The 18,728-nt window shown below is 37.5% G+C and carries 20 protein-coding genes; 16 read left to right on the top strand and 4 right to left on the bottom strand.

The genetic code is table 11. The features are described 5' to 3' along the window. Positions 1-15: 15 nt before the first annotated feature. On the bottom strand, positions 16-702 hold the full coding sequence (locus AC6F34_RS05955; RefSeq protein WP_500769919.1) for a universal stress protein: 687 nt from the start codon (positions 700-702) through the stop codon (positions 16-18). A 255-nt stretch (positions 703-957) separates the two neighbouring features. Here AC6F34_RS05955 and AC6F34_RS05950 point away from each other — a divergent pair, with 255 nt between their 5' ends. The 13 genes from AC6F34_RS05950 to yajC all read left to right on the top strand — a co-directional run bounded on the left by AC6F34_RS05950 (position 958) and on the right by yajC (position 11,260). Further along, on the top strand, positions 958-3,369 hold the full coding sequence (locus AC6F34_RS05950; protein WP_500769917.1) for a Na+/H+ antiporter subunit A: 2,412 nt from the start codon (positions 958-960) through the stop codon (positions 3,367-3,369). Then, positions 3,353-3,778, top strand: a complete 426-nt coding sequence (locus AC6F34_RS05945; RefSeq protein ID WP_500769915.1) for a Na(+)/H(+) antiporter subunit B — start codon at positions 3,353-3,355, stop codon at positions 3,776-3,778. The genes AC6F34_RS05950 and AC6F34_RS05945 overlap by 17 nt, the downstream gene beginning before the upstream one ends. Beyond that, complete coding sequence (locus AC6F34_RS05940; protein WP_500769913.1) at positions 3,779-4,117, top strand: Na(+)/H(+) antiporter subunit C; 339 nt, start codon at positions 3,779-3,781, stop codon at positions 4,115-4,117. After that, entirely contained in the window at positions 4,110-5,600 is a 1,491-nt protein-coding gene (locus AC6F34_RS05935; protein ID WP_500769911.1) for a Na+/H+ antiporter subunit D, read from the top strand. The genes AC6F34_RS05940 and AC6F34_RS05935 overlap by 8 nt, the downstream gene beginning before the upstream one ends. A 33-nt stretch (positions 5,601-5,633) precedes the next feature. Beyond that, a complete protein-coding gene (locus AC6F34_RS05930; RefSeq protein ID WP_500769909.1) occupies positions 5,634-6,116 on the top strand; it encodes a Na+/H+ antiporter subunit E in 483 nt (160 codons plus the stop codon). Next, a complete protein-coding gene (locus AC6F34_RS05925; protein WP_500769907.1) occupies positions 6,109-6,393 on the top strand; it encodes a Na(+)/H(+) antiporter subunit F1 in 285 nt (94 codons plus the stop codon). The genes AC6F34_RS05930 and AC6F34_RS05925 overlap by 8 nt, the downstream gene beginning before the upstream one ends. Continuing rightward, positions 6,371-6,742, top strand: a complete 372-nt coding sequence (mnhG, locus tag AC6F34_RS05920) for a monovalent cation/H(+) antiporter subunit G (protein WP_500769905.1) — start codon at positions 6,371-6,373, stop codon at positions 6,740-6,742. The genes AC6F34_RS05925 and mnhG overlap by 23 nt, the downstream gene beginning before the upstream one ends. A 159-nt stretch (positions 6,743-6,901) precedes the next feature. Then, positions 6,902-7,513, top strand: a complete 612-nt coding sequence (ruvA, locus tag AC6F34_RS05915; protein WP_500770169.1) for a Holliday junction branch migration protein RuvA — start codon at positions 6,902-6,904, stop codon at positions 7,511-7,513. Between the two features lie 15 nt (positions 7,514-7,528). Next, the gene (ruvB, locus tag AC6F34_RS05910; RefSeq protein ID WP_500769903.1) at positions 7,529-8,542 is read left to right on the top strand and encodes a Holliday junction branch migration DNA helicase RuvB; all 1,014 of its coding nucleotides are present in this window, start codon (positions 7,529-7,531) and stop codon (positions 8,540-8,542) included. Beyond that, positions 8,542-8,724, top strand: coding sequence for a DUF2905 domain-containing protein (locus tag AC6F34_RS05905; protein ID WP_500770167.1), 183 nt, complete (start codon positions 8,542-8,544; stop codon positions 8,722-8,724). Before ruvB ends, AC6F34_RS05905 begins: the two co-directional genes overlap by 1 nt. 27 nt (positions 8,725-8,751) lie before the next feature. Then, on the top strand, positions 8,752-9,780 hold the full coding sequence (queA, locus tag AC6F34_RS05900) for a tRNA preQ1(34) S-adenosylmethionine ribosyltransferase-isomerase QueA (RefSeq protein WP_500769901.1): 1,029 nt from the start codon (positions 8,752-8,754) through the stop codon (positions 9,778-9,780). A 24-nt stretch (positions 9,781-9,804) separates the two neighbouring features. Next, positions 9,805-10,944 carry a tRNA guanosine(34) transglycosylase Tgt gene (gene tgt, locus AC6F34_RS05895; RefSeq protein WP_500769899.1) on the top strand — a complete coding sequence of 380 codons (1,140 nt, stop codon included), beginning with the start codon at positions 9,805-9,807 and terminating at the stop codon, positions 10,942-10,944. Between the two features lie 37 nt (positions 10,945-10,981). After that, positions 10,982-11,260: a preprotein translocase subunit YajC gene (gene yajC / locus AC6F34_RS05890; protein ID WP_500770165.1), complete on the top strand. Its 279-nt coding sequence runs from the start codon at positions 10,982-10,984 to the stop codon at positions 11,258-11,260. Between the two features lie 341 nt (positions 11,261-11,601). On the opposite strand, the gene AC6F34_RS05885 is transcribed toward yajC, so the two are convergent. Further along, positions 11,602-11,991, bottom strand: a complete 390-nt coding sequence (locus AC6F34_RS05885) for a TIGR04086 family membrane protein (protein ID WP_500770163.1) — start codon at positions 11,989-11,991, stop codon at positions 11,602-11,604. 182 nt (positions 11,992-12,173) lie between these two features. Between AC6F34_RS05885 and AC6F34_RS05880 the strand changes: the two genes are divergently transcribed. Then, positions 12,174-12,818: a DUF421 domain-containing protein gene (locus AC6F34_RS05880; RefSeq protein WP_500769897.1), complete on the top strand. Its 645-nt coding sequence runs from the start codon at positions 12,174-12,176 to the stop codon at positions 12,816-12,818. Here the strand turns inward: AC6F34_RS05880 and spoVB are convergent. Further along, entirely contained in the window at positions 12,815-14,374 is a 1,560-nt protein-coding gene (gene spoVB / locus AC6F34_RS05875; protein ID WP_500769895.1) for a stage V sporulation protein B, read from the bottom strand. The genes AC6F34_RS05880 and spoVB overlap by 4 nt on opposite strands. Before the next feature lie 138 nt (positions 14,375-14,512). Between spoVB and AC6F34_RS05870 the strand changes: the two genes are divergently transcribed. Next, positions 14,513-14,803: a post-transcriptional regulator gene (locus AC6F34_RS05870; protein WP_500769893.1), complete on the top strand. Its 291-nt coding sequence runs from the start codon at positions 14,513-14,515 to the stop codon at positions 14,801-14,803. Between the two features lie 157 nt (positions 14,804-14,960). Next, positions 14,961-17,222, top strand: a complete 2,262-nt coding sequence (gene secDF, locus AC6F34_RS05865) for a protein translocase subunit SecDF (RefSeq protein ID WP_500769891.1) — start codon at positions 14,961-14,963, stop codon at positions 17,220-17,222. A 569-nt stretch (positions 17,223-17,791) separates the two neighbouring features. Here the strand turns inward: secDF and ku are convergent. After that, positions 17,792-18,625, bottom strand: coding sequence for a non-homologous end joining protein Ku (gene ku, locus AC6F34_RS05860; protein WP_500769889.1), 834 nt, complete (start codon positions 18,623-18,625; stop codon positions 17,792-17,794). Between the last annotated feature and the right edge of the window lie 103 nt (positions 18,626-18,728).

The raw sequence follows: 18,728 nt of genomic DNA, 5'->3' as shown, positions 1-18,728 counted from the left end.
CAAATCGAATTAAGTTCAGTCCTCGTCGTCCTCAAGTGTTGTATCCATTTCAACATTTTTTAACTCGGTCACATAATCTTCAATACAAGTAACTTGCAAAGTTTTATGGTCCTTCATGAATTTGAAGACTCCATTGTTAAAATCGGTACCAACATCCTTGAAGAAAATCCCCTCATATGCAACATCTTTTGTATGAGTGAATGTGACGCGATACTTAGTACCTTCTTGTACAAGATATGCGCGAACACCTTTTTCATAAAGGCCATCTTCGTCTTTAAGGAAACGTGATACAGAGATGATATGAAGGTCAACAAAAGGAATTTCTTTTAAAAGAGAATTGATTATTGAACCTTTAGCAATCTGTTCCCAGCGACTTTGTGCTGTTTGCCCTAAAATGATTTGCGTAATATGCTTATCTCTTGCTACATCGGCAATTACTTTAGAAACTGGTCGCTTTTCATTATCTTTTAAAATGAAAGCATCGGCACTATGCATCTCTGCAAGCTCTTGCCATCTTGAAATATAATGCGACTTTTCAGCGTCCATTTCATCGAAAGGCTTTTGATCGATCGTTAAAATGTAAAGTGGGCAATCAAGCATACTTGCGATTTTACACCCACGCTGAATCAGTCTTTCACCATTAGGGCCGTAATATACACAGACTAGGATACTCTCATCCATGCGCCCTTTTACTTTTTTCATTACAAACTCACCTCGAAATAGATGTGAAGTATTTTTCATAAATACCAATTGACTATGTATGACTATAGCTCATGCACACAAAAAAAGTCAATGCTATTTATCGAAAATCTCAAAAGTCATAATTTGTGAAACATGGTTTATTTCTTCCATGATGTTTTTTTCTTGCCACTTTTGTAATGCGATGAACAAAGAAAACACAAACTATTACATAGTTTACAAAACATCTTTTTTATTCTTATTAAGGAGGGAACTGGTTTGTCCTTCGTATATTTTATGATTCTACTGCCATTTTTATCGGCTATATTTGTGCCTTTGCTGTACAAGGCTTTCAACAAGAAAATTCATACAGGCTGGTTTGTCTTTTTTGTGCCTTTATTCATTTTCATCTATTTATTAAGGTATTTACCATCGATTGCGAATAATGAAGTCTTTTCTCATACGATATCATGGATTCCGACATACGGAATTAACTTTACTACCCATGTAGATGGGTTAGGACTAATATTTGGTTTATTAATCTCTGGAATCGGTGCGCTCGTTGTTCTTTATTCAATTTTCTATTTATCAAAAGAGAGAGAGGCTTTGCATAATTTCTATGTTTATCTCTTGCTCTTTATGGGGGCAATGCTAGGACTTGTATTTTCTGATAATGTTCTAGTCCTTTATGTGTTCTGGGAATTAACGAGTATTTCTTCCTTCTTATTAATTGCCTATTGGTATCAACGTCAAAGATCGCGTTATGGTGCGCAAAAATCAATGCTTATTACAATCTTCGGTGGGCTAGCAATGCTCTCTGGGCTTATTATGCTGTCGATGATGACAGATACGCTAAGCATTCGTGAAATGATCTCACAAGTGGATGTTATATCGAGTCATAGTTTGTTCCTACCAGCGATGATTCTTCTATTATTAGGAGCATTTACAAAGTCTGCACAATTTCCATTTAGCATTTGGCTGCCTGATGCGATGGAAGCACCAACCCCAATTAGTGCATATTTGCACTCTGCAACAATGGTGAAGGCTGGGATATATTTAGTTGCTCGTTTCACACCAATATTTGCAGGATCAATGGAGTGGTTCTGGATTGTATCAAGTGTTGGTTTAATCACATTGCTCTACGGCTCAATCAATGCTGTTCGTCAACCTGACTTAAAAGCGCTTTTAGCTTATTCAACAATCAGCCAGCTAGGTCTTATTATGAGTTTACTTGGACTAGGGTCTGCAGCATTTTATTACGGCTTTGGTAGTGAAGAGAATATTTATGTTGTCGCTTTGTTAGCAGCGCTCTTCCATTTAGTCAACCATTCAACATTTAAAGGGAGCTTGTTTATGGTTGTCGGAATTATTGACCATGAAACAGGTACTCGTGATATACGTCGATTAGGTGGTCTGCTTCATTTAATGCCTATTTCCTTTACAATCGCCTTAATTGGAAGCTTTGCAATGGCGGGATTACCTCCTTTTAATGGTTTCTTGAGTAAAGAAATGTTCTTTAAGGCAGTTGTAGTCGCGTCTGAAATGGATTTCTTTAATATGCATTCTGTTGGAATCCTATTCCCTGTTATTGCCTGGGTGGCAAGTGTGTTTACATTCATATATAGTATGATACTTGTCTTCAAGACGTTCAAAGGAAAATACAAGCCTGAAAAGCTAGAAAAAGAGGCACATGAACCTGGAATTGGGATGTTAATCCCACCAATTATTCTTGCTTCATTAGTGGTCGTCATATTCTTCTTCCCAAATGTATTATCAAAGTACTTGCTAAACCCAGCTTTAGTTGCGATTTTACCTGCTGGTGTTGAAGTGGAACGAAGTGAAATTACAGCTTGGCATGGGATCAATACTGAACTATTAATGACAATAGGGGTCGTTGCATTAGGTACTTTCATGTATATTGGATTGAAAAAATGGATTGGAATTTACCGACTCTATCCACAAAATATGACACTAAACAGCTTATACAATAAGGCATTAGAATCAGTCGATTCTACTTCTAGGTCGATCACAGATAAATATATGACCGGATCTATTCGAGATTATTTAGTGTACATCTTTGGCTTTATTGCAATTGCTTTAGGTGGATCATTGATTGTATTTGGCGGATTTGTATTCAATCTGGAAAACGATGCTCCTGTAAGCATATACGAAGCTGGTTTAGTCATCGGAATGATTTTCTTAGCGATAACGATTTTGTTTGCTAAGTCTCGCCTGACAGCAATTATTGCATTAGGTGGTCTTGGTTATATGGTAGCGATGTTCTTTGTTATCTTCCGAGCGCCAGACTTAGCTCTTACACAGCTGGTGATTGAAACAGTAACAACAGCTTTATTCTTACTCTGTTTTTACCACCTACCGAAATTTAAAAAAGAACATACACGTGTTCCTTTTAAAGTGACTAACGCGATTATTTCTGCCGCTGTTGGGATTGTCGTTACAATTATTGCACTTTCAGCGAATGGAACTAGACTGTTTGAACCAATTTCAAGCTATTTCGAACGATCGTATGAATTGGCAGGAGCGAATAATATTGTAAATGCCATTTTAGTCGATTTTAGAGGAATTGACACAATGCTTGAAGTGTTTGTATTAACGATGGTTTGTATTGGAGTATACATTTTAATCAAATTGACAGCAAAAGGAGGAGATCAGAATGAGAGAACCAAATGATGTCATACTGCGTGGTGTGACGAAGGTTGCTGTTGTTATCATTCTAACCTTTGCCATCAATCTCTTCTTTTCAGGTCACCATAATCCTGGTGGGGGGTTCATCGGGGGATTAACATTTGCAGCAGGTTTAACACTTCTCTTCCTTTCATATGACATTGAAACGGTACGAGACAATATCTCAATAGATTTTAAAAACCTCGCTGCGTTAGGGGTAATCATCGCTACCTTATCAGGCTTAGGAGCTGTTTTGTTTGATGCACCATTTTTAACACAAACATTTGATTATTTTGATTTACCAATCTTCGGTAAAACTGAACTTGCTACAGCAGTTATTTTTGATGTAGGGGTTGCATTTGCCGTGATCGGAACTGCTGTTACAGTAATTATGACGATAAGTGAGGATCGCTAAATGGAAACATTAATGTCGATTCTAGTTGGAATCTTTTTTGCCATTGGAACATATTTAATTCTTTCAAAAAGTTTATTACGAATTATTCTAGGAACATCGATACTAGGACATGGTGTCCACTTGCTTCTTCTTACAATGGGAGGCTTAAAATCAGGTGGCCCTCCGTTGTTAGGACTGGATGGACTATCCTATACAGATGCATTGCCACAAGCGTTGATATTAACAGCTATTGTTATTAACTTTGCTACAACAGCACTCTTCTTAGTGTTGAGTTATCGTGCATACAAGGTACTGGGCACCGACAATACGGATCAAATGAGAGGTAATGAGGATGAATAACTTAATTATTTTTCCAGTGATTATTCCGTTATTAATTGGAATGATGATGGTACTATTTAAAAACAAGATCCGGATTCAAAGGTTTCTCAGTATCGCTGCATTAGTCGCTTCAGGAGCTATTTCTGTCTTATTGGCTTATCAGGTGAAAGAAAATGGTATTCAGACTTTGCAGTTAGGTGGTTGGGAAGCCCCATTCGGGGTCAGTATGGTTGTTGATATGTTCTCGGCAATCTTGTTAATTACTACGACAATTGTGGCATTATGCTGTGTTATTTATGCCTTTAAAACAATTGGTGAAGATCGAGAAAAACATTATTTTTATCCTTTCTTCCTTTTCCTTATTACGGGAGTGTATGGATCATTTGTAACAGGAGATATTTTCAACTTATTTGTTTGCTTTGAAGTTATGCTCATCGCTTCTTATGTGTTGATTTCTCATGGGGGCACAAGAGTGCAATTACGTGAATCACTTAAATATGTATTGATCAATATTTTGTCATCATTCTTGTTCTTAGTTGCAGTTGCTTATTTATATGCGGTAGTAGGAACTTTAAATATGGCGCAGCTTTCTGTCAGAGTTGCAGAGGTTGGGCAAGATGGAATCATTACAACGATTGCGATTCTTTTCTTAATTGTATTTAGCCTTAAAGCTGGGTTGCTCTTATTCTTCTGGTTACCAGGTTCGTATAGTGCACCACCTACAGCAATTGCAGCTGTATTTGCTGGACTATTAACAAAAGTAGGAATGTATGCGATTTTTAGAGTGTTTACATTGATCTTCTATCATGAACCACAAGTAACTCACTTGTTAATTGGTATATTAGGTGCAGCGACGATGATTTTAGGTGCAATTGGTGCAGCTTCTTATTTAGATGTTAAAAGAATCCTCACCTATAATGTGATCATTGGTGTTGGGTTTATTATGGCAGGCTTGGCTTCCTATTCTGTTGTTGGGATAACTGGGTCAGTTTATTATTTAATTCATGACATGGTTCTGAAGGCTTTAGTTTTCCTCATTGGAGGGACGATTATCATGCTTACTGGCACAAGCAGGCTTAAAGATATGAGTGGCTTGATAAAAACTCATCCATATTTAGGGTGGATGTTTTTCATCGCTGCGTTAGCATTGGCAGGTATTCCTCCGTTAAGTGGATTTTTAGGCAAGGTGTTTATCACTCAAGGTACATTTGAGACGGGTTATTATTGGTTAGGTGCAATTGGATTGTTTACGAGCTTGTTTGTTCTTTATTCCTTAATGAAAATCTTTATGAATGTTTTCTGGGGAGAAACAATCTTAAGTGAAGAGATGGAAAAAGGAACGACAAGAGGTGTGATGCTCCCAATTACAATCTTAACAGCCTTAGCTATTATGCTTGGATTAGGAGCGGAAGGCATTAGCTTATATGTGAATTTAGCTGTTGAAAGCCTAATGAACCCGAACCTCTATATTGAAGCTGTCTTTAATGGAGTCATTATCCCATAGCCTGAGAAATTTGTTTGAAAGGAGTGAGGACGTATGCCAATGCAAGTATTGATTAATCTCTTCATAGCCGTACTATGGATGTTCATGCAAAATCAATGGAACGCACTTACGTTTATATATGGTTATATTGTCGGAATTGTTGTTCTGTTGTTTTTACGAAAATATTTAAAGGGACAATTTTATCTATTTACATTTGGAGCAATTGTTAAGCTATTCTTTGTTTTCATTTGGGAGTTGATGACGTCTGCGATTCTCGTTATACGTCAAGTCATTAAGCCGAAGATTGATATTACTCCTGGGATTTTCAAGCTTGAAACAGACCTGGAAGGAGAACTAGAGATTACATTGCTGGCACTCTTACTTTCCTTAACCCCAGGGTCAGTTGTTCTAGAAGTTTCACAAGACAATAAAGTATTTTACATGCACGCATTAGATATCCCAGAATCGAGTAATTCAGTAACAAAATCTAAAAAGAAATTTGAAGCAGCAATAAAGAAGGTGACACGTCATGGTTAAAGGAATTCTATTTGTCAGCTTGGTGTTTCTCGTCCTTTCCATTTTGTTTTGTACGTACCGCTTAATTAAGGGACCATCGATTCCTGATCGAGTACAGGCATTGGATTCGATTGGGATTAATTTGATCGGTGGTGTCGCGATCGTATCCGTTCTATTAAGGACAACTGCTTTTTTTGAAGTGATTCTATTAATTGGAATCTTATCTTTCATTGGAACGATCGCATTCTCAAGGTATTTAGAAAGGGGTGTAGTCATTGAGTCTAAGCGAACTAATTGAGCTCGTATCTGTTTTATTTATTTTAGTTGGGACGTTTATTTGTTTTTTAAGTTCACTAGGACTTGTGAGATTGCCAGATGTCTACACTCGATCACATGCTGCTTCAAAAAGCTCAACGCTCGGTATAATGTCAATCTTGATCGGAACCTTGTTGTATTTCATTGTTATGGAATCGTACTTTAGTATCAAATTGCTTTTAGGGATCTTTTTCGTCTTTCTGACTGCACCTGTATCTGCACATTTAATTACTAGATCGGCTTATCGTTCAGATGTTAAGCTTGCAGAACAGAGCATACAAGATGATGTGAAGGAATATTTACACAGTCAAGAGAAGAAGAGAGAGTCCTAAGGCAGACACTAATTAATTTCGGTTTATATATAAAAAATTTTGAGGATAACCTGACCATCTAACAATCAAATTTGCTTAGATGGTTAGTGTATTTTTACATCGTTTTCTCTTATTTAGTATGGTACAATGGGTTACAGCAAATTAGGGGAGCGAATGGAAGTGTACGATTATATAAAAGGGCAAATTACATATCTATGTCCAGAATATGTTGTTATTGATCATCATGGGATTGGTTATCAAATTTTTGCACCGAACCCATTTATTTTTTCACTAGAAGAAAATAAAGAAACCCTTGTGTTTACGTATCATTATGTGAGAGAAGATGCAATTGCTTTATATGGCTTCCAAACAAGGGAAGAAAAGATACTTTTCACAAAATTATTAAATGTTACTGGCATCGGACCTAAGGGTGCATTAGCTATTCTTGCAACAGGTCAGCCAGAACAAGTTGTTCAGGCAATTGAAAATGAGGATGAGGCATTCCTCGTGAAATTCCCTGGTGTTGGAAAGAAAACAGCAAGGCAGATTATTCTAGACCTTAAAGGGAAATTGCAAAATGTCGTACCTGATTACTTTCCGAATCTTTTTGCACCAGCACAAGAAGTGGAACAAATTCACTCAAGTGATCAAGAGTTTGAAGAGGCAGTTCTTGCATTGCTTGCACTTGGATATTCAGAACGAGAAATTAAGAAGATTACCCCTGGATTGAAGTCAGAGCAGTTATCGACTGATCAATACATTAAAAAAGCTTTGCAGAAGCTTTTAAAATAGAGAAGGTGATGCGTGATGGATGAAAGAATCATTTCTAGTGAAGCAGACCATTCTGAAGCGGGCTTTGAATATAGTCTTCGTCCACAAACGTTGCAACAATATATTGGTCAAGATCAAGTAAAGGGCAATCTAAAAATCTTTATCGAAGCCGCAAAGCTCCGTGAGGAAACACTCGATCACGTTCTTTTGTATGGACCACCAGGGTTAGGGAAAACAACATTAGCCACGATTATTGCTAATGAAATGAATGTAAACATAAGAACAACTGCTGGACCAGCTATTGAGAGAGCAGGAGATTTAGCTGCTATTTTAACGGCTTTGGAACCGGGTGACTTACTATTCATCGATGAGATTCACCGCTTACCAAGAACAATTGAAGAAGTGTTGTATCCAGCAATGGAAGATTTCTGTCTTGATATTGTCATTGGTAAAGGGCCGAGTGCGCGCTCAGTACGTCTAGATTTACCGCCGTTTACACTTGTTGGGGCGACTACAAGGGCAGGAGCACTAACCGCACCTTTAAGAGATAGGTTTGGAGTAGTATCCCGTTTGGAATACTATAACGAGAAGCAACTTAAAGAGATTGTGATTCGTACAGCAGATGTTTTACAAACACCGATCGATGATCAAGCGGCAATAGAAGTAGCAAAGCGTTCTCGTGGTACGCCTAGAATAGCAAACCGCCTATTACGCAGAGTAAGAGATTATGCTCAGGTTAAAGGAAATGGAACGATTGACCAGAACATTGCATATGAAGCGTTGGAGCGTCTGCAAGTAGATCGGTTAGGGTTAGATCATGTTGATCATAAGTTGTTAAAGGGCATGATTGAAAAGTTTCGTGGTGGTCCAGTTGGAATTGATACTGTTGCAGCTACGATTGGTGAGGAAGCGAATACAATTGAGGATGTTTATGAGCCTTATTTATTGCAAATAGGCTTATTGCAGCGTACACCAAGAGGAAGAATTGTAACGGCTTCTGCTTATAAACATTTTCAAATGGAGGTGCCTGCTCATTGGCAAAATGGCTAATGATCATCGGTGCAATTATTTTTGGAATTGGGTTATTAGCTCATTTCCTCCCAATTGGAAGGTTACCTGGAGATCTGGTGATTAGAAAAGGCAATACAACCTTTTATTTTCCAATTGTAACATCAATCATTGTGAGTATCTTTTTGTCGGTCATATTTTATTTTATTGGCCGAATGCGTTAACGAGATAGAATAGAAGTCGGTGACAATATGAGAGTAGATTTATTTGATTTTGAATTACCTGAAGAACTTATTGCACAAACGCCATTGTTAGATAGGACAAGCAGTCGGCTGATGCATCTTAATCGTAGGACAGGTGTGGTAGAGCATAACACATTTTCACATATCGTCGATTATTTACAAGCAGGAGACGTTCTTGTATTAAATGATACTAAGGTGCTACCTGCACGTTTATTCGGTCAAAAGGAAGAGACAGGTGCGAAAATCGAGGTGCTTCTTTTAAAGCAAGAGGAAGAAGATGCTTGGGAAACGTTGATTAAGCCTGCTAAGCGAGTAAAGGAAGGAACCGTGATTGAGTTTGGTGACGGCCTATTACGAGCAGAATGTATATCCACTACAGATCAAGGTGGTCGTAAGCTAAAATTCACCTATGAAGGAATTTTTTACGAGGTGCTTGACCAACTTGGTGAAATGCCGCTCCCTCCATATATTAAAGAACAATTAGATGACCGAGATCGCTATCAAACTGTTTATGCAAAAGAAAGTGGAAGTGCTGCAGCACCGACAGCTGGTTTGCATTTTACGGATGAATTGTTAGAGAGAATTAGAGCAAAGGGTGTTAAAATTACCTTTATTACGCTTCATGTTGGTTTAGGTACTTTTAGACCTGTAAGCGTTGATGATATTATGGAGCATGACATGCATGCTGAGTATTATACAATGTCACAGGAAACAGCAAACGTATTAAATGATACCAAAAAAAACGGTGGCAGAATTATTAGTGTAGGAACAACATCTACACGTACATTAGAAACCATTACTGCCAAGTATGATGGACTATTTAAGGAATCAAGTGGCTGGACATCTATTTTTATTTTTCCAGGGTTCCAATTTAAAGCAATTGATGGGATGATTACAAATTTCCACTTACCTAAGTCAACTCTTATCATGTTAATTAGTGCATTGGCAGGTAGGGAGCATGTATTAAATGCATATCGTTTAGCTGTGGAGGAGCGATATCGATTTTTTAGCTTCGGGGACGCAATGCTAATTCTGTAACACTCATTGGAAGGAGTTCAAACATTGACTGCAATACGTTATGAATTAATTAAAACATGTAAGCAAACAGGTGCAAGACTAGGTCGTGTGCACACACCACATGGCTCATTTGAAACGCCTGTTTTTATGCCGGTTGGCACGCTTGCTACTGTCAAAACAATGTCACCTGAAGATCTTAAGGAGATGGGTGCAGGTATCATTTTAAGCAATACGTATCACTTATGGCTTCGTCCAGGACATGAAATCGTGGAACAAGCAGGAGGACTTCATAAATTTATGAATTGGGACCGTGCAATTTTAACTGATTCCGGCGGTTTCCAAGTTTTCAGTTTGAGTGAATTTCGTAAAATTGAAGAAGAAGGAGTTCATTTCCGAAATCACCTGAATGGCGATAAGCTATTTCTATCTCCAGAAAAAGCGATGCAAATTCAAAACTCTTTAGGGTCAGATATCATGATGGCATTTGATGAATGTCCACCATATCCAGCTTCTTTTGAGTATATGAAGAAGTCTGTTGAGCGTACATCACGTTGGGCAGAGCGCTGTTTAACTGCTCATAAACGTCCAGAGGATCAAGGATTATTCGGAATTGTCCAAGGTGGCGAATATGAGGAGCTAAGAACACAGAGTGCGAAGGACTTAGTTTCATTAGATTTTCCTGGGTATGCAATTGGTGGACTCTCAGTTGGAGAACCGAAAGATGTAATGAACCGAGTTTTAGATTTTACTACACCATTGCTTCCAACGAATAAGCCAAGATACTTAATGGGTGTAGGGTCACCAGATTCCTTGATCGATGGTGCGATTCGAGGAGTCGATATGTTTGATTGTGTTCTGCCAACTCGTATTGCAAGAAACGGCACTTTAATGACTAGTGAAGGAAGACTCGTTGTTAAAAATGCAAAATATGCGAAGGATTTTGGTCCATTAGACGAGAATTGTGATTGCTATACTTGTCGTAATTATTCACGCGCCTATATTCGTCACCTGATTCGTTGTGAGGAAACGTTTGGTATTAGACTTACAACTTATCATAACCTATATTTTCTGTTAAAATTAATGGAGCAGGTCAGACAAGCAATTAGAGAAGACCGGCTAGGTGATTTTAGGGAAGAATTCTTTGAAAAATATGGATTCAATAAACCTGATGCGAAGAACTTTTAATGCTTGATTTTAATACTTGAAAGGAGGGGAAATGAGAATGGAAATGTTAGGTACATTAGCACCGTTAATCCTTATGTTTGTTTTGTTTTACTTCTTGTTAATTCGTCCGCAACAAAAGCGACAAAAAGCAGTACAGCAAATGCAAAATGACTTACGTAAGGGAGATAAAGTCATCACAATCGGTGGTCTACATGGTTTTGTAGATGCGATTGATGAAGATAAAATTGTCATCAAATGTGGTGACGGAAGTCGTCTTACATATGACCGTGCAGCAATTCGTGAAGTAACTGAATCAGCAGCTGGTGATATTAACTAATCAAAGAAAGAGCGAGTCAATTTAATTGATTCGCTCTTTTCCTATTTAAAAGAATGGGGATTTCTTTAGAAAACGCTTGGTTTATTAGCTCTACGGTCGAACTAAGAACTGAATAGAAGACTAGGGCCATTATGCGACAAACGAGATCAAAAGCGACGACGTATGCAAGCTTTTGTCAATAACAGTCTAGAATATATATCTACTGTTCGATAAATTGATGATGCGTGATTTTCTAGTCTGGATATTTGTCTGATCGATTGCGATCCTACAGACTGTTTCTATTCGAATCCCACAACATATAGTCTTTTTGTGGTCATCATCTTATAATTGGCGAGTTATTCTTATTTAGATGCTCTTGTATTACTCATATTAACTCCTAGAATTCCACCCATCATACATATCAATATATAGCAAATTGTATAAACGATTTGTTCTAAATCAAACAAGCGGTCAAATCCTAGAAATTGAAAGAGGAAGATGATCACTGCATAAATTAGCCCAGTGAGTCCTCCTAATAACCATCCTCTTTCCTTTCCTTTTCCACCTGCAATAAATCCACCGATAAAAATGGCAATAAATGAAATGGCTGTTATGACGTAATGAAGTGAAGCCTCTTGAACTGACGTGAAGCGAAGCAATAATGAGATAATGAGACTGCTAATAATGGCGATCGCAAAGATCGTAATATTCCCATGCAAAACTGCCCTACCAAATTGCTTTGATTCTTCGATTTGGACCAACTCCCTTCTTCAATTAAAACAGTACATAGACGACAGGTTCGTACATGCCTTCCTAGTACATGCATATTCGTTAAACATTAAATTTAGAATCGTTTATTTTCAAGAAAAAGCTCATATCTTTCTTCTGGATAGTTGAGACTAAGGGGAGTGTGCATTGAAGGAGAGAGCTTACAATGGAAGAATATATAACGGTTGTGTTTAGGACTTTAATATTGTATGGTATTATTTCAGTTATTTATCGCATCATGGGTAAAAGAGAGATTGGTGAGCTAGGTGTGTTAGATATTGTTGTCTCAATTATGATCGCGGAGTTGGCTGTAGTAGCGATTGAAAAACCGGATGAGCATATCTTTAAAAATGTTCTACCTATGATTGTTTTAATGGTGGCACAAATCTTCTTTGCTTATATATCATTGAAGAGTAAAAAGTTTAGAGATTTTGTTGATGGTGTACCATCAATTATTATAAACAAAGGAAAAATTGATGAAAATGCGATGAGAAAACAACGATACAATTTTGATGATTTACTTTTGCAGTTACGAGAAAAGGATGTTGCTAAAATATCTGATGTTGATTTTGCAATTTTAGAATCGTCAGGAAATCTTTCTGTATTTTTAAAAGACGATGCAAAAGGTGAATTTACGATCCCATTAATTGTCGATGGAAAGCTACAGAAGGATGGTCTAGAAGAGATTCAAAAATCAGAACTATGGTTAAAGAAAGAATTAAAAAAAATTGGCCATTCAAGTTATGAACATATTTCATTTTGTTCTTATGAAAGTGGCCAATTTTATATAGATCTAAAAGATTTAACTTAAAAGACAAGCTTTGAAAGTGGTTTTCCTATCCAAGGAATATGGATGACATCTTCTTTTTTGATTAAACGAAGAATGAACATTAGAGCAATATAAGTGAGAGAGATCGCAATGATTGTTAGTAGAACTGCTAGTGTTTGTCCTAAATCTTGTAATAGAAATGGATAGAGCATATGACCAAGATAACCTGAAATACCAATTGCTATAAAGGTTTTTACATAATCACGTATATAGATCGTTAACGCGATTTTTTTCATTAAGGTAGCTAAATGGAGCACGGTAACGAGGACGAAGCCTGTTAGGATTCCTAGAGCAACTCCATTGATTCCAAATGAGGCCTGGCTCGCTAATAAAAAGATGACTACGGTTTTTACAATGGCACCAATTAAACTATTGATCATCGCTGCTCTTGCTAAGTCAAGTCCCTGTAATGCGGCTTGAAGTGGACCCTGGAAATAGTAAAGTAAGAAAAAGGGGGCCATTAGCTTTACAAAGCCACTTCCTGTTTTTGAACCATAAATGACCTCCATCAAAGGTTCTGCTAATACAAATAAAATAATGACGGATAAACCGCCTGTTAAAAAGACGACCTTCAACGCCTGCTGTAAACGATACTCAATTAATTTCATGTTTTTTAATGAATGGGCTTCACTTATTGCAGGTACAAGTGACGTTGACAATGCAAGTGTAATAAATGATGGGAGCATAAGTAGCGGCATTGCAAATCCTGTTAATGCCCCGTAACTTTGCGTTGCAACGACTGTTGTTACACCAGCGATTGCAAGACTATGTGCAACGACGATCGGCTCAAAAAACCAAGCAACAGAACCAATCATTCGACTCCCTGTTGTAGGTACCGCTACATTCATTAATTCTTTGAAGGTTGACTTTCCTGTATGAATGTATTGAAAAAATTGTTTTCGAAGGCGGAAATGTTTCTTCAATTTAAAGGCAGTTAATAAGTAAATAAGGGAAATAATTTCTCCTGCGACAGCTGCAAGCATCGCGCCAGCTGCTGCATATTCAATTCCATAAGGTAAAAATGCCTTTGTCATTGTGGCGATTAAAGTGATTCGTACAACTTGTTCAAGTAGCTGAGAGAGAGCGGCTGGCTTCATGTTTTGCTTACCTTGGAAGTATCCACGTAAAACGGAGGATACAGCGATAACAGGAACAACTGGTGCGATCGCAAGCAACGGTAAATACGTTCTTTGATCAGTAAATAATGTTTCTGAAAGCACAGGCGCTAATAGTAAAAGGGCTGGTGTGAAAATAGCGGATAACGCTAATGTTGTTGTCAGAGACACAACAAGGATCTTTTTTGTTTTTCTTGTGTCCCCTCGAGCCTCTGCCTCTGCAACACTTTTAGAGATTGCCACTGGCAATCCGAATTGAGTGATCGTCACAACAAGTATAAATGTAGGAAATGCCATCATATAAAGGCCAACGCCCTCGGCCCCAATTGATTTAGCAATAAAGATGCGATTGATAAACCCAAGGACTCTCGTTACTAGTCCGGCTGCTAGTAGTATCAAAGTTCCCTTAATAAATTTCGACATTTCATTCCCTACCTTCTCAAAAAACATGGAATCATATACAATTAATCTATATGCATGAAAGTGGACAAAGCATGACAAGCATCTAGTAATTTTTGTATAGATTTGGATTTGATTGAATTGGAGATGGAGGCTAAATAGATGGACAATGAACATCGCTATGATCTTTACCGCCCTCAAGTGATACCAGCGCTGCAAAGCAAGCTAGAAGAGTTTTCTTTTTATGGCTATGATAACGTGACAGAAGATGCATTGTGGGATTACTTAACAAAGAAAAAGTGGAAGAAGCCAGCAGATGAGATTAGGCTTTACCGTATTGTTGAAGAAATTATGGAAGTGAAGGTTGGCGATTTTATTAACTATACAACGGTTGAAGCATTTAAAAGTACAGAATTTTCAATGGATGATGATCTAAAAGATTTATTCAAGTGAACTAAACACAGCAAGAATACAAATAGAACAAATTGACACGTCTTTCAATCTGTTTCATAATGGTAATATTGGTATTTAGGGTAAAGAAAGCATAGGGAATTTGTCATTCTTTTGATGAATTCACACGCTTTCTCTTTTTAAGGAGGAACTATACATAATGGTAAAACGTAGTAGAATCGTTTCATTCTTCCTCATCCTTGTGTTATTTGGGAGTTTAATGGGGTTTACGTCGAACGGAATCTTAAAGGATGTTAAGCTCGGTCTTGACTTGCAAGGAGGATTCGAGGTTCTTTACGAAGTTGAAACAAGAGATGGCTCAGCTGTCACACAAGATGTATTGAACAGTACTGTCCAGTCACTAGACCGTCGGATTAACGTCCTTGGAGTTAGTGAACCAAACATTCAAATCGAAGGCGACAACCGCGTTCGTGTTCAATTAGCGGGTGTCACAGACCAAAACCAAGCCCGTGAAATGCTCTCAACAGAAGCGCACTTAACGTTTAGGGACGTTAATGACGTTGTGAAGCTTGATGGTAGTGATCTACAAGAAGGCGGTGCCTCTCAATCCTTTGATGATATGGGAAGACCGAATGTTGTGGTTAAACTTAAAGATGCAAATCAATTTGGACAAGTAACACGAGAGATTTTAGCAATGGCACCAAGAGATAATATCCTAGCAATGTGGTTGGATTTTGAAGAAGGAGACTCTTTCCAAGAAGCACGTTTAACGGATAATCCAAGGTTAATTTCATCACCGAGTGTTGACGAGGTTATTAATAGTACTGACGTTACAATTAGAGGTAGTTTCACAGTGCAAGAAGCACAAACACTTGCTGATCTTTTAAACGCTGGTTCTTTGCCAGTTGAATTAGAAGAAGTATATTCAACCTCTGTTGGTGCACAGTTCGGTGAAACAGCGCTTGATAAAACAATTATTGGTGGTATTATTGGGGTTATTGCAATTTTTGTATTTATGATTGCATATTACCGTTTCCCTGGTTTCATTGCTGCTGTTACATTAACGATTTATCTATTTATAACGCTTGTTGTATTTAACTGGATGAATGCAGTTTTAACTCTTCCAGGGATTGCCGCATTAATTCTTGGGGTAGGGATGGCGGTTGATGCAAACATCATCGCTTTCGAAAGAATTCGTGAGGAAATTAAAGTAGGCCGTTCGTTAAAATCGGCATTCCAAGTGGGATCGAAAAACTCACTGTCTACGATTATTGATGCGAACTTAACGACTTTATTAGCTGCGGGTGTGTTATTTATTTACGGGACAAGCTCTGTAAAAGGGTTTGCTACTACGCTAATTTTAAGTATTCTCGTCAGCTTTATCACTTCGGTGTATGGTACAAGATTATTGCTTGGCCTATGGGTAAATAGCAATACATTGAACAAGCGTTTAGGCTGGTTCGGTGTGAAAAAACATGAGATTCACAACATCGCAGATAATGTGGACACAATTGATTTGCCTACGAAGTTTGATAAAATCGACTTCGTAAAACATCGCAAAAAATTCTTTACGTTGTCTGGAACATTAATTGCTCTCGGAATTGTTGTCCTCGGCTTCTTTGGGTTAAATTTGAGCATTGATTTCTCACAAGGAACTCGTATCGAACAAATTTCTGAAAACACAATATCTGTTGAGGAATATCAAGCAAACTTAGCAGAAATGGGCATTGAAACAAGTGACATCGTACTTTCAGGTACAAATAGTGAAATCGGTGTTGCTCGTACGAAAGATGTTCTAACAATGGATGAAATCGCTGAATTAAAAAATCACTTTGCCGAGATGTATGGGGCTGAACCAAATATTAGTACAGTGTCACCAGCTGTAGGGAAAGAGATTGCGAGAAATGCTTTAATTGCATTGGCAATCGCATCGATTGGAATCATTATTTATGTGTCGATTCGCTTTGAAATGCGAATGGCATTTGCTGCGATTGTTTCATTGTTGCATGATGCATTCTTTATCATCGTTATTTTTAGTTTGACAAGACTAGAAGCTGATTTAACCTTTATCGCAGCTGTTCTTACGATTATTGGTTACTCGATCAACGACACGATTGTAACGTTTGACCGTATTCGTGAGAATATGAATAGAAAGAGAAAAATCAAAGAGTTCTCTGAACTTGTTGAAATTGCAAACAAGAGTTTACGCCAAACACTTGGCCGTTCTTTGAATACAATTATTACCGTGTTGCTTGCTGTACTTGCATTGCTTATCTTTGGAAGTGAAGCAATCCGCAACTTTAATATTGCCCTATTAATCGGATTGATTGCTGGTACGTACTCTTCCATCTTCTTGGCTGCACAGCTATGGTTAGTTTGGAAAGGTCAAGAGCTTAAGAAAAAAGGCGTCTTAATCACGTATAAAGAGAAAAAGAAAACAACGGATGAACCACAAGTATAAAGAGAAAGAGCTGATGCGAAAGCATCAGCTCTTTTTGTGCTATATAATAGAGTATTATATATGGTATTTTATTCACTATACAAGATTTAGGGAGATTCTACTTTTTTCATTTTTTTACAATAAACACAATAAAAACAGGAATAACATAATGAATGATTAAATTGGTGTAGTATAATTGGAAAATGTCTCGATTTTGAATTAATAACAATCGTTGGCATCATTGTAGTGTTAGTATTTATTGGAGTTATTTGAGATAAAGGAGGAAGTGAATTAAAGGAAATAATTTACTGTTGCTGTGTGGAAATGGCTGTTATGATCATTTCACTAAGTGCTACGTTGAAGGAAACAATAGTTGATCCTAATACTCCTTCTACCAATACTTTATTAGTTAATCATTATGATGCCGAAATAGAAGAGTATTTAAATTCTAAATAAAAAATTTAAAAGAACTGGAAATGTTTGTGTACAAATGAATTTATAGTGATGTTGCATTACCACATTTAGGGCTTCAATAGGTAAGGGTGGAGCATTGCGTCTCCACCCTTACCTATTGTCAAATCATCTTATTCTTAGGCTTCCTTCTTTTTAGGAGTTGCTCGCTTTTTTCGAGTTGTTCTTTTTTTTGTAGGCTTTGTTCGGTCAATTGAAGCTTGAAGTGCAGCCATTAGGTCCGTTACATTAGAATCAGGTGCTGGCTTAACACTCTCCGTTACATATTCATTGCCGTTTTGTTTTGCATCGATTAACTCCATTAAAGCAGTCCGATAATCATCTGTATATTTTGTTGGATCAAATGTCGTTGTTAATTGGTCAATTAATAGTTTCGCCGTGTCCAATTCTTTCTTTGTAAGTTTTTCTTCATTAGGGACATTTGGAACATTTTCTGTGCTTCTTACTTCATCAGGATAGTGAATCGTTTCAATCACAAGCGTATTGTTATAAATACGGACAACGGCAAGCTGTTCTTTCGAACGGATCATAATCTTTGCGAGTCCAACCTTTTTCGAGTCTACAAGCGCTTCTCTTAACAGCGCATACGCCTTCGTTCCACCATCCCCAGGAGATAAATAATAAGAACGGTCAAAATAAATCGGATCAATTTCCTCTATTTTTACAAAATCAATTATTTCGACAGATTTGCTCGTCGTTTCCTTCTTCAGCTTTTCTAACTCCTCTTCTTCTATCAGTACAAACTTCCCTTTTGTGTATTCATAGCCTTTGACAATATCCTTTTGTTCAATCTCAACCTCGCAAACGGGACAAACCTTTTCATATTTTATTGGCGAATGACATTTTTTGTGTAAACTTCTTAACTTTACATCTTTATCTTCTGTCGCCGAATGTAGTTTTATCGGAATATTGACTAACCCGAAACTAATGTTTCCTTTCCAAATAGTATGCATGCTTCTTCCCTCCGTATTTTACTATTTGTACTTATCGTTTTCATAAACTTGATTCATTACGCTATTGAAATGTTGCCAATTGCAAATACTTAAAGCTAAGGAG

This window comes from Niallia sp. CD-39, from assembly GCF_059874745.1.
The sequence above is the reverse complement of the archived record's forward strand: the minus strand, read 5'-3'. Positions and strand labels throughout refer to the sequence as shown.